Source organism: Arthrobacter jinronghuae (genome assembly GCF_025244825.1).
GTDB classification, from domain to species: Bacteria; Actinomycetota; Actinomycetes; order Actinomycetales; family Micrococcaceae; genus Arthrobacter_B; species Arthrobacter_B jinronghuae.
Genome location: NZ_CP104263.1, coordinates 1,378,550 through 1,391,255 on the forward strand (window position 1 = coordinate 1,378,550; position 12,706 = coordinate 1,391,255).

General features: G+C 60.4%; 4 protein-coding genes and 3 rRNA genes. All 7 read left to right on the plus strand.

Annotation, left to right across the window (positions count from 1 at the left end):
- Nucleotides 1-91: 91 nt before the first annotated feature.
- The 7 genes from N2K98_RS06420 (at nucleotide 92) to N2K98_RS06450 (ending at nucleotide 12,597) form a co-directional block, all read left to right on the plus strand.
- Nucleotides 92-646 carry an adenine phosphoribosyltransferase gene (locus N2K98_RS06420; RefSeq protein WP_255799052.1) on the plus strand — a complete coding sequence of 185 codons (555 nt, stop codon included), beginning with the start codon at nucleotides 92-94 and terminating at the stop codon, nucleotides 644-646.
- A 149-nt stretch (nucleotides 647-795) separates the two neighbouring features.
- Nucleotides 796-3,057 (plus strand): HelD family protein, encoded by a 2,262-nt coding sequence (locus N2K98_RS06425; protein ID WP_255866393.1) that lies wholly within the window; start codon nucleotides 796-798, stop codon nucleotides 3,055-3,057.
- 13 nt (nucleotides 3,058-3,070) lie between these two features.
- The gene (gene tyrS / locus N2K98_RS06430) at nucleotides 3,071-4,396 is read left to right on the plus strand and encodes a tyrosine--tRNA ligase (protein WP_255866392.1); all 1,326 of its coding nucleotides are present in this window, start codon (nucleotides 3,071-3,073) and stop codon (nucleotides 4,394-4,396) included.
- Nucleotides 4,397-5,016: 620 nt separating this feature from the next.
- Nucleotides 5,017-6,544: ribosomal RNA gene (locus N2K98_RS06435) — 16S ribosomal RNA — on the plus strand.
- Nucleotides 6,545-7,085: 541 nt separating this feature from the next.
- A 23S ribosomal RNA gene (locus N2K98_RS06440) occupies nucleotides 7,086-10,220 on the plus strand.
- A 265-nt stretch (nucleotides 10,221-10,485) separates the two neighbouring features.
- Nucleotides 10,486-10,602: ribosomal RNA gene (rrf, locus tag N2K98_RS06445) — 5S ribosomal RNA — on the plus strand.
- Together the 16S, 23S and 5S rRNA genes form the textbook arrangement of a ribosomal RNA operon.
- A 222-nt stretch (nucleotides 10,603-10,824) precedes the next feature.
- Nucleotides 10,825-12,597 carry a thioester domain-containing protein gene (locus tag N2K98_RS06450; protein ID WP_255866647.1) on the plus strand — a complete coding sequence of 591 codons (1,773 nt, stop codon included), beginning with the start codon at nucleotides 10,825-10,827 and terminating at the stop codon, nucleotides 12,595-12,597.
- The last annotated feature ends 109 nt before the right edge of the window (nucleotides 12,598-12,706 follow it).

The following is a 12,706-nucleotide window of genomic DNA, read 5'->3' on the forward strand; positions in this document are numbered from 1 at the left end:
CGCATCGGCGGCCCCGGACAACCGGCGAGACAAGTGCCACAGGAGCCCGCACGGCTCCGGCCAAACCGGGTGGAACGGGTAAGGTAGACGGGTGAAAGATGCCCCGGCAGAACCGGATAACCACGAGTCCATTGAACAAACCATCGAACGCCTGGGCGCTGTAATCCCCGATTACCCCAAGCCCGGGATCGTTTTCCGGGATCTAACCCCCGTCTTTGCCGACGGGCCCGCCCTCCGGCGCGTAGTAGATGCCCTCATTGCCCCCTTCGAAGGACAGTTCGATTTCGTGGCAGGCGTGGAAGCACGTGGTTTCCTGCTCGCGGCAGCCGCCGCCTACGCCTCCGGCAAGGGTGTCATCACCGTGCGCAAGCCCGGAAAGCTGCCCCGCGAAGTGTTCTCCGAAAGCTACTCCATGGAGTACGGCGACAGCACGCTGGAACTGCACCGCGACGATATGCCCGTCGGCTCGCGTGTCCTGATCCTTGACGACGTGCTGGCCACCGGTGGAACCCTCGGCGCTGCGGCGCGCCTGATCCGCAAGGCAGGCGCCGAAGTGGCCGGATTCGGCGTCGTGCTGGAACTTGGCGACCTCGGCGGCCGGGACCGCCTCGGCGACACCCCGGTTACCGCTCTGATCGCCTACTAGGATCGTCCCCTCAAGGCGGGAACACCGCCCGGACGACACGCGTTCCTCGCAGGCAGCAGCTGAGAGAGAAACCGCATACATTAGTGACCTGCAAAAGTCCAAATGCACTGTAAGATTGACGCTCTGCCTTTGCGAGAGGGAACTCGAACATGCCTGAAACACCTTCAGCTTCCAACGAGCTGGAACACGAGCGTCAGTACGTCGCCGGTCTGTACTCACGTCTCGATGAGCTGCGTGAGGAAAAGCGGGAACAGCTGGCCGCAATCCGGCGCAGCCACTCCTCGGGTTCACACCAGAACCGTTCCGAGCGGGATGCCTTCGCCACCATGTACGAGGACCGCCTCGCGCAGCTGAATGCCGTCGACGACCGGCTCGTGTTCGGCCGCCTGGACCTCGACGACGGCGAAGAACGTTACATCGGCCGCATCGGCCTTTCGACGTCGGAGCTGCAGCGCCTGATGGTCGATTGGCGCGCACCCGAAGCCGGCACCTTCTATCAGGCAACCGCTTTCGAGCGCCAGGGCGTACGACGCCGCCGACACCTGATCCTGAAGGGCCGCGACGTGCAGGCCATCGAGGATGACGTGCTGGACTACTCCATGCTGGAAGAAGGCGAAGCCCTCCAGGGCGAAGGTGCCCTCCTCGCTGCATTGAACTCCAAGCGGACCGGGCAGATGTCCGACATCGTGGGCACCATCCAGGCCGAACAGGACCGCATCATCCGGGCTCCGCTGTCCGGCACCCTGGTGGTCCAGGGCGGTCCCGGTACGGGCAAGACCGCCGTGGCGCTGCACCGCGCCGCGTACCTGCTTTACACGCACCGGGAACGGCTGAAGTCCGCCGGTGTGCTGCTGGTGGGGCCGTCCAACGCCTTCATCCGGTACATCGAACGGGTGCTGCCCTCGCTAGGCGAGACCGGCGTCGTGATGTCCAGCCTGGGGCAGCTGATGCCCGGCATCGTCGCCGCGCATGAAGAGGACCCGGCCGTCGCCGAGGTCAAGGGCCGGCTGTACATGGCCGACGTCGTCGCGCGTGCGGTTGCCAACCGCCAGCGCCTGCCGCGCGAGCCGCGGAAGCTGAACGTCGAAGGCACCATCCTCACGCTGACTCCCAAGCAGGTGCAGCGTGCCCGTGACAAGGCCCGCGCCACCGGCAAGCCCCACAACGAAGCACGTGTCACCTTCGTGAAGATCCTGCTGCGCGAACTGACCGAGCAGCTGACCGAACAGCTCGAGGAATCGGCCGGAGCCGGGAACAGTACCGACCGGGCCTACCTCGCAGAGGACGTCCGCAGTGCCCGTGACGTGCGCGTGGCACTGAACCTGTGCTGGATGCCGCTGACCCCGGAGAAGCTCATCACCGAGCTGTTCAGCAAGCCCGGGCACCTTGAATCGGCCGCGCCGGACCTCACCGACGCGGAACTGGACCTGCTGCGCCGCAGCCCCGACGCACCGTGGACAGAATCCGACGTGCCGCTGCTGGACGAGGCCGCCGAGCTCCTCGGCGAGCTTGACGCCTCCGCCGGCCGGGAGAACGCACTCCGTGAGGAACAGCGCAAGCGCGACCTCGCCAATGCCGAAAGCGCCATTGCCAATACGGAAGGCTTCCTCGAGGATTCCGGCGCTCACGGCATTCTGTCTGCGGAAGACCTGGCAGACCACAATGCGGTGGGGGAGCAGCGCCTGACCGCTGCCGACCGTGCCGCCGTCGACCGCACCTGGGCCTTCGGGCACATCGTGGTCGATGAAGCGCAGGAACTGTCCGCCATGCAGTGGCGGCTGCTGATGCGCCGGTGCCCGCTGAAGTCCTTCACCGTGGTCGGCGACATTGCCCAGACCAGCTCGGCTGCCGGGGCAACGTCCTGGCAGGCAGCACTGGATCCGTTCGTGGGGGAGCGGTGGACGCTCGAAGAGCTCACCGTGAACTACCGCACCCCTGCACAGATCGCCGAGGCCGCGGTACGCATGGCCAACGCTGCCGGTCTCGTGGTCTCCGCCCCGAAGGCCGTGCGCGAAGGACGGTGGGCGCCGTTCATTGACGAGGTGCCCGAAGACGGCCTGATCCAGCGCCTGCTGGATACCCTGCCCGATGACCTGGACGCGCTCGACGGCGGCCTGCTCGCCGTCATCGCCGAGGACCACCGGCTATCCGCAGTCCGCCGCGCACTGACCGAGGTGTACGGCGCCCGCGTGGGCTCCGGTGCCGGCGGCTTGGAGCAGGACATCGTGGTGACCTCGCCGCGGGAGGCGAAGGGCCTGGAGTTCGACGGCGTCGTCATCCTGGAACCGTCCGAGCTGCTTACCGCAGCAGCCGGCAAGGTGGGGGACCTGTATGTCGCCATGACGCGGCCCACGCAGCGGCTGCGTCTGATTGCTGCAGGCGGGATCCCGGCAGGCATTCCCGAAGACTGATAATTTAGAAGGCGTGTCAGATAATATCGTGAACTCCGAGGGCCTCGGCGCCCAGCAGAATGATTCCTCCTTTGCCAACATCTGGCAGGAACTCCAGTGGCGAGGCCTTGTGCACGTCTCCACCGATGAGGCGGAACTGGAAAAACTTCTGGCCGGGGGACCGATCACGTATTACTGCGGCTTCGACCCGACGGCACCGAGCCTGCACCTGGGCAACCTGGTGCAGCTGCTCACCATGCGGCGCCTGCAGCTTGCCGGCCACCGGCCCCTCGCTCTGGTCGGCGGTTCCACCGGGTTGGTCGGGGATCCGCGCCCGACGGCGGAACGCACCATGAATACGAAGGAAACCGTTGGCGAGTGGGTCGGGTACCTCCAGGGACAGGTGCAGCGCTTCCTTAGCTTCGAGGGTGACAACGCCGCACGCATCGTGAACAACCTGGACTGGACCGCGCCGATGAGCGCCATCGATTTCCTGCGCGACGTCGGCAAGCACTTCCGGGTGGGCACGATGATCAAGAAGGAAATCGTCTCCTCGCGCCTGAACTCTGACGAAGGCATCAGCTACGCGGAGTTCAGCTACCAGGTCCTGCAAGGTATGGACTACCTCGAGCTCTTCCGCCAGTACAACTGCGTGCTGGAAACGGGCGGATCGGACCAGTGGGGCAACCTCACCAGCGGCACCGAGCTGGTCCGCAAGGTCGAGGGTAAGACAGTCCACGCGCTGGGCACCCCGCTGATCACCAACAGCGACGGCACCAAGTTCGGCAAGAGCGAGGGCAACGCGGTCTGGCTGGACGGCACCATGACCAGCCCGTACGCCATGTACCAGTTCTGGCTCAACACCTCCGATACCGATGTGGTGGACCGGCTGAAGGTCTTTACCTTCATGAGCCGGGCACGCATTGAAGAGCTGGCGCGTGCCGTGGAGGAAGCGCCGCACAAGCGTGAGGCACAGCGAGCCCTGGCCTACGACGTGACGTCACTAATCCACGGCACCGATGCGACCGACAAGGCAATTGCCGCTTCCGCCGCACTGTTCGGGCAGGGAGACCTGGCCGAACTCGACGAAGCTACCCTGAAAGCCGCGACGGAACAGCTGCCGACGGCCGTAGTGTCCCCGGACTCCCTGGGCATCATCGACCTGCTTGTAGCCTCGAAGCTTTCCAAGACCAAGTCCGAAGCACGCCGCACGGTGTCCGAAGGCGGTGCCTACGTGAACAACATCAAGGTCACCGATGCCGATGCCGTAGTGAACTCGAAGGACCTGCTGCACGGCCGGTTCCTTGTCCTCCGGCGCGGAAAGCGGAACCTTGCAAGCGTTGAGGTCTCCGCCGTATAGTTTTAATGCTTCCTTCGAGGAGGTCCTCCAGGGAGGTTCCAGATGAACTTCCGGAGGAACTCCCAGAGGGGAACAACGGGACCGCTTCGGCGGGAACCTGCAGGACTTCGGGCGGCCCTCGCCGGACAACGGCGGGGGTGCCGGCGCTGAAGAAGGGGATGAGCACGCTTGTGTGGCGGATCACCTCGATCCGGTTTGCAAGGACCGGAAGCGATGTGTAAAGTTGCATGAGTCGCCGCGGCCGGGACGCTGGAAAAGCGCCCGAGCATGGCGGCCAAACCCCATCAGAAAACAGAGTCCAACCAGTGTGTTCCCCTCGCGGGGGCGGTGGAAAAGACTCCGGTTGCTGGTGGGTCCGGAACGGCGGAAACGCTTTTCCTGTAAAACATTGCAGCGAAGAAGAAAAGGAAAACATTGTTTTCCCGAGTATTTTCGGATTGCGTCTGTTGTTTGAGAACTCAATAGTGTGCCAAGTTTATTGATACCAATTTATTTTGATTGGTTGAACAGGCCGTTTCCGCCCACCCCGTGGGTAAGGGACGGTTTTTTTAGCCGGTTTCGAATTTAGTGCAGTGCCTGCAGCCAATTTTCCTTGGCTTCGGTGCTGTGTCTGTAACACATTTACGGAGAGTTTGATCCTGGCTCAGGATGAACGCTGGCGGCGTGCTTAACACATGCAAGTCGAACGATGACTTCTGTGCTTGCACAGAATGATTAGTGGCGAACGGGTGAGTAACACGTGAGTAACCTGCCCCTGACTTCGGGATAAGCCTGGGAAACCGGGTCTAATACCGGATACAACGGACCACCGCATGGCGGTCCGTGGAAAGCTTTATGCGGTTTTGGATGGACTCGCGGCCTATCAGCTTGTTGGTTGGGGTAATGGCCCACCAAGGCGACGACGGGTAGCCGGCCTGAGAGGGTGACCGGCCACACTGGGACTGAGACACGGCCCAGACTCCTACGGGAGGCAGCAGTGGGGAATATTGCACAATGGGCGGAAGCCTGATGCAGCGACGCCGCGTGAGGGACGAATGCCTTCGGGTTGTAAACCTCTTTCAGCAGGGAAGAAGCGAAAGTGACGGTACCTGCAGAAGAAGCGCCGGCTAACTACGTGCCAGCAGCCGCGGTAATACGTAGGGCGCAAGCGTTATCCGGAATTATTGGGCGTAAAGAGCTCGTAGGCGGTTTGTCGCGTCTGCTGTGAAAGCCCGGGGCTCAACCCCGGGTCTGCAGTGGGTACGGGCAGACTAGAGTGATGTAGGGGAGACTGGAATTCCTGGTGTAGCGGTGAAATGCGCAGATATCAGGAGGAACACCGATGGCGAAGGCAGGTCTCTGGGCATTAACTGACGCTGAGGAGCGAAAGCATGGGGAGCGAACAGGATTAGATACCCTGGTAGTCCATGCCGTAAACGTTGGGCACTAGGTGTGGGGGACATTCCACGTTTTCCGCGCCGTAGCTAACGCATTAAGTGCCCCGCCTGGGGAGTACGGCCGCAAGGCTAAAACTCAAAGGAATTGACGGGGGCCCGCACAAGCGGCGGAGCATGCGGATTAATTCGATGCAACGCGAAGAACCTTACCAAGGCTTGACATGAACCGGAAAGGCCTGGAAACAGGTCCCCCACTTGTGGCCGGTTTACAGGTGGTGCATGGTTGTCGTCAGCTCGTGTCGTGAGATGTTGGGTTAAGTCCCGCAACGAGCGCAACCCTCGTTCTATGTTGCCAGCGCGTTATGGCGGGGACTCATAGGAGACTGCCGGGGTCAACTCGGAGGAAGGTGGGGACGACGTCAAATCATCATGCCCCTTATGTCTTGGGCTTCACGCATGCTACAATGGCCGGTACAAAGGGTTGCGATACTGTGAGGTGGAGCTAATCCCAAAAAGCCGGTCTCAGTTCGGATTGAGGTCTGCAACTCGACCTCATGAAGTTGGAGTCGCTAGTAATCGCAGATCAGCAACGCTGCGGTGAATACGTTCCCGGGCCTTGTACACACCGCCCGTCAAGTCACGAAAGTTGGTAACACCCGAAGCCGGTGGCCTAACCCCTTGTGGGAGGGAGCCGTCGAAGGTGGGACCGGCGATTGGGACTAAGTCGTAACAAGGTAGCCGTACCGGAAGGTGCGGCTGGATCACCTCCTTTCTAAGGAGCACCTCGAAGACCATGTCCGTCCACAGTGTCGGATGTGTGCTTTGCAGGAGATGCCCATATCGGAGACATCTGTTCTCCGGTGGGTGCTCAAGGGTGGAATATCAATGGATAGGCGCCGGCATGCCGGCTGCAGGGATCAGTACGTTCCCTCCTTCGGGAGGGTTCCTGGAACATCCCGTGCAGCATTGGTAGGTCCGGTTCGTCGTTTGGCACACTGTTGGGTCCTGAAGCAACAGGCACCCCGGTTCTTCCTGTCCCGTTTGCGCGGGGCCGGAGGGCATGGGTTGGTTGGTTTGTTTCTGTTTGTTCCTGCGCAGGCCGGAACCGTACACGGGTGGTCTTCCCTTCGGGGCGGGCTGCGGGTGCGGGGAGGGGTGTGACGGGGTTGTTGTTTGAGAACTACATAGTGGACGCGAGCATCTTAAAATATTAAGTGCAATTTCAGAAAAACCTGGTGGATCCGGGTGCCCCGTCAAAAGGGTGCCTGGGGAGACCGTGGTTTTCTCGATAGCGATAATAAATTGATCTTTGTGGTCAAGTTTTTAAGGGCACACGGTGGATGCCTTGGCATCAGGAGCCGAAGAAGGACGTAGGAATCTGCGATAAGCCTGGGGGAGTTGATAACCGAACTTTGATCCCAGGATGTCCGAATGGGGAAACCCCGCCCGGCGCGCGAGTGACCGGGTGACCCGCATCTGAACACATAGGGTGCGTGGAGGGAACGTGGGGAAGTGAAACATCTCAGTACCCACAGGAAGAGAAAACAACAGTGATTCCGTTAGTAGTGGCGAGCGAACGCGGAAGAGGCTAAACCAGTGGTGTGTGATAGCCGGCGGGCGTTGCATCACTGGGGTTGCGGGACTTTCCGTACCGATTCTGCCGGATCGGTGAAGTGAGTGCAGATGTATAGGTGAACCGGTTTGAAAGCCGGGCCGTAGAGGGTGTTAGCCCCGTAACCGGAATGCATGCTGCCGCTTGGAGAGGATCCCAAGTAGCACGGGGCCCGAGAAATCCCGTGCGAATCTGCCAGGACCACCTGGTAAGCCTAAATACTCCCTGATGACCGATAGCGGACAAGTACCGTGAGGGAAAGGTGAAAAGTACCCCGGGAGGGGAGTGAAATAGTACCTGAAACCGTGTGCCTACAAACCGTTGGAGCAGCTCTGATTGCTGTGACAGCGTGCCTTTTGAAGAATGAGCCTGCGAGTTAGTGTTACGTCGCGAGGTTAACCCGTGAGGGGAAGCCGTAGCGAAAGCGAGTCTGAATAGGGCGATGCAGTGGCGTGATCTAGACCCGAAGCGGAGTGATCTACCCATGGCCAGGTTGAAGCGACGGTAAGACGTCGTGGAGGACCGAACCCACTTCAGTTGAAAATGGAGGGGATGAGCTGTGGGTAGGGGTGAAAGGCCAATCAAACTCCGTGATAGCTGGTTCTCCCCGAAATGCATTTAGGTGCAGCGTTGCGTGTTTCTTACCGGAGGTAGAGCTACTGGATGGCTAATGGGCCCTACAAGGTTACTGACGTCAGCCAAACTCCGAATGCCGGTAAGTGAGAGCGCAGCAGTGAGACTGTGGGGGATAAGCTTCATAGTCGAGAGGGAAACAGCCCAGACCACCAACTAAGGCCCCTAAGCGTGTGCTAAGTGGGAAAGGATGTGGAGTTGCCCAGACAACCAGGAGGTTGGCTTAGAAGCAGCCACCCTTGAAAGAGTGCGTAATAGCTCACTGGTCAAGTGATTCCGCGCCGACAATGTAGCGGGGCTCAAGTACACCGCCGAAGTTGTGGATTTCAGATATAGATAAGCCTTCGTGGTTCAGTCGTCTGGAGTGGTAGGGGAGCGTCGTGTGGGCAGTGAAGCTGCGGTGTAAACCAGTGGTGGAGCCTACACGAGTGAGAATGCAGGCATGAGTAGCGAAAGACGGGTGAGAAACCCGTCCGCCGAATGATCAAGGGTTCCAGGGTCAAGCTAATCTGCCCTGGGTAAGTCGGGACCTAAGGCGAGGCCGACAGGCGTAGTCGATGGACAACGGGTTGATATTCCCGTACCGGCGAAGAACCGCCCATACCAAGCAGGGGACACTAACCGTCCGGAGCCTGCCCGATCACCCTTGTGGTGTGAGGGTTTTGGCCGAGCACGGGACCTGATCCTGGGAGGTAAGCGTATTAACAGGTGTGACGCAGGAAGGTAGCCGGGCCAGGCGATGGTAGACCTGGTCTAAGGATGTAGGGTCCGTGATAGGTAAATCCGTCACGGTGTCTTTGATGACGCACCTGAGATCCGACGGGACCCCCTCGCGGGGGGATCCGGTGATCCTATGCTGCCTAGAAAAGCATCGGCGCGAGGTTCCAGCCGCCCGTACCCCAAACCGACACAGGTGATCAGGTAGAGAATACTAAGGCGATCGAGAGAATTATGGTTAAGGAACTCGGCAAAATGCCCCCGTAACTTCGGGAGAAGGGGGGCCCCAACCTTGATGGACACTTGCTGTCCGGAGGGGATCGGGGCCGCAGAGACCAGGGGGAAGCGACTGTTTACTAAAAACACAGGTCCGTGCGAAGTCGCAAGACGATGTATACGGACTGACTCCTGCCCGGTGCTGGAAGGTTAAGAGGACCGGTTAGCCCTTACGGGCGAAGCTGGGAATTTAAGCCCCAGTAAACGGCGGTGGTAACTATAACCATCCTAAGGTAGCGAAATTCCTTGTCGGGTAAGTTCCGACCTGCACGAATGGAGTAACGACTTCCCCGCTGTCTCAACCATAAACTCGGCGAAATTGCAGTACGAGTAAAGATGCTCGTTACGCGCAGCAGGACGGAAAGACCCCGAGACCTTTACTATAGTTTGGTATTGGTGTTCGGTGTGGCTTGTGTAGGATAGGTGGGAGACTGTGAGACCCGGACGCCAGTTCGGGTGGAGTCATCGTTGAAATACCACTCTGGTCATACTGGATATCTAACTTCGGCCCGTAATCCGGGTCAGGGACAGTGCCTGATGGGTAGTTTAACTGGGGCGGTTGCCTCCTAAAGAGTAACGGAGGCGCCCAAAGGTTCCCTCAGCCTGGTTGGCAATCAGGTGTCGAGTGTAAGTGCACAAGGGAGCTTGACTGTGAGAGAGACATCTCGAGCAGGGACGAAAGTCGGGACTAGTGATCCGGCGGTACATTGTGGAATGGCCGTCGCTCAACGGATAAAAGGTACCTCGGGGATAACAGGCTGATCTTGCCCAAGAGTCCATATCGACGGCATGGTTTGGCACCTCGATGTCGGCTCGTCGCATCCTGGGGCTGGAGTAGGTCCCAAGGGTTGGGCTGTTCGCCCATTAAAGCGGTACGCGAGCTGGGTTTAGAACGTCGTGAGACAGTTCGGTCCCTATCCGCTGCGCGCGCAGGAAATTTGAGAAGGGCTGTCCTTAGTACGAGAGGACCGGGACGGACGAACCTCTGGTGTGTCAGTTGTACTGCCAAGTGCACCGCTGATTAGCTACGTTCGGATGGGATAACCGCTGAAAGCATCTAAGCGGGAAGCCCGCTTCGAGATGAGATTTCCATACACCTTGTGTGTGAGAGGCCCCCAGCCAGACCACTGGGTTGATAGGCCGGATGTGGAAGCGGGGACTAAAGACCCGTGAAGCTGACCGGTACTAATAGGCCGATAACTTACACCACACCAGCACCTGGACGGACACGACTTCAAACGGTCCGTCAAAGTATAAAGGGTGTTGTAGATCATGCTGCTTGCGTCCACTATGTGGTTCCCGGACAACAACCGTTGGTTGCTGTGCCTGGAACACCGAACCATTGCCCCTTGTCCAGGGGGCGGGTTCATATTTTTACCGCACTGCCCGGCACCCCTCTTTTGTGGGGTGGTTCCGGGGGAGTGTTGTAACCATTGTTTTCCCCTCCCGCCTTTGGTGGGTGCGGGTAGAAGGGTTACGGCGGTCATAGCGTGGGGGAAACGCCCGGTCCCATTCCGAACCCGGAAGCTAAGACCCACAGCGCCGATGGTACTGCATCCGGGAGGATGTGGGAGAGTAGGTCACCGCCGGACAATATTTGAAGAGGTTGAGCCCGTACCAGTGTTGGTACGGGCTCTCCTTGTTTAACCAGGGAATGTCAATAAGAAATTTGGTCCCTGCCCGGCTTTCTACGAATATGGCAGATTTGCCTACCAGCGGCTTCGGATTCCACATACTGTGCCCAGCACAGGCCGAACTGGTTTCGGCATGGTCACTCGCGAGTCATCCCCAGGGATAGAAGCAGGAAGACCACTATGAGCCAATATTCCTTTCCTTCCGGCCCGCGGCGTCGGCGGGCTCACGAGCGCCGGCTACGCAGGTCACTTTTAGGCACGGCGGCCGCTGCAGCGCTGCTGCTGGCACCGTTCGCGGCACCCGCGAATGCCTCGTGGACAGAGCCGGACCCGAATGATCCGATGCCGGTAGCCGGCAGCAATGCGGAAGTCGTGACTACCATGCTCGGGCCCGCTCAAAGGGTACAGGCCTTCGTGGCTGACGATCCCACCCCGCCGGATCCATTGGCACCGTATCCGGAGGAGAACCCAGTGGGAGTGCCGGTGACCGGCCGGTTCGCGGGCATCATTATCACCGAGGATGCCGGTGGCGGGATCGGGCAGATGTACTGCATCGACACAGCGGTGGAAACCATGGTCGGCATTGGCTACGTTCAGGGGGCCTGGGAGGAATCCAACGTAGCCAATATCGGCTACGTGAATTACGTCCTGAACAACTACTATCCTGCGAATCCCGCAGCGCCTGCGGGCTTAACCGCGAACGAGCAGGCTGCGGCGGTGCAGGGTGCGATCTGGTACTTCACCGACGGATACCTGGTCAATACAACGGAGACGGTCATCAGAGGCGCGGTTGAGGCCATCGTCGCCGACGCACAGGCCAACGGGCCCCTGGTGGAGCCGCCGCCACCGAATGTCACCGTTTCCCCGCCGGTTTCTGCGGGTCCGGCGGGAGGCATAGCGGGCCCGTTCACGGTCGCGTCGGAAGGAGCCGCGGAGGTTACGGTTTCCGTGCCGACCGGATACACCATGTTTGCCGACGCTGCGGCGACCATTCCCATCGAGAGCGGAAGCACAGTTCTTTCGGGAGCTCAGATCTGGGTGGCCGGCCCCCCGGGATCAACCGCTCCGGGAATCCTTAGCGCCCGCGCTTCCGTCACGGTCCAGACCGGCAATGTCTACCTCTACGACCAGGGCGATCCACTGTTGGACAACGCGCAACCCCTCATCCTCGCCGCGAGCACGGTGTTGGAAGCCACTGCCGAGGCAACCGCGGAGTTCTTTGTACCGGGAGACCTCGTGGTGAACAAAACGTTTGCGGGAGAAGCGATAGGCAGCCAAGGTGCAATCGCGCTTACTGTCGACTGTGGCCCGGCGGGGTTGTTTAGCTTTGAGATCCCCGCAGGAACCACAGTTCCCGTCAGCGAAACGATCGTTGATCTTCCGGTGGGTGCAGTGTGCTCTCTCACCGAACCGGTCACGGGATCCACTACCGAGGTGACGGTGACTTCGACCGTCTCGGATCCGGTGACGATCACCGAGGGAGAGAATGTCCTCACAGTCACTAATACGGTGGAATTCAACCCCGGGAGCCTGGTTGTGGCGAAAACCATCAGCGGCTCCGGAGCGGGCCTGCAGGAAGAGGTCGTGCTTCACATCCAGTGCGGTGACGGACTGATCGACGAGATCTTCGTTATCCCCGAGGGGACTTCGGCGGATACCTTTACCCAGCGGTACGACGGCATCCCGGCGGGAACGGTGTGCCGGGTTACGGAGCCGGCGTCCGGCGCCAATGAGGACGTCACCGTGGAATCGTCTGGTGCGGCGGAGGTAACCATCCTGCCCGGACAGTCCCAAACCGTCGGGGTGGTCAATGAATATGCACCGGTGCCGGTAACCGAACGGCTTCCGCGCACCGGGGCGGAAGACGCTACGCCCATGGTCATGGCAGCAGGTGGTGCAGTCCTGGCCGGATCGCTGTTGGTCCTGGGCTCCTTTCGGAGGCGCAGCAGCTAGTCCGGGGTTTCCTATAGTGGGAGGCTGATGGATAGCCGGAGCCGGCGCCCGAGCGGGGGCCGGCTCCGGCTATGCCGGTCGATTTGCGGCTCCGGGCAAACGCGTGTAA

Coding starts and splice junctions, on each gene's coding strand:
- N2K98_RS06425 (WP_255866393.1), top strand. CDS start 796: ATGCCTGAAACACCTTCAGCTTCCAACGAGCTGGAACACGAGCGTCAG.
- N2K98_RS06450 (WP_255866647.1), top strand. CDS start 10,825: ATGAGCCAATATTCCTTTCCTTCCGGCCCGCGGCGTCGGCGGGCTCAC.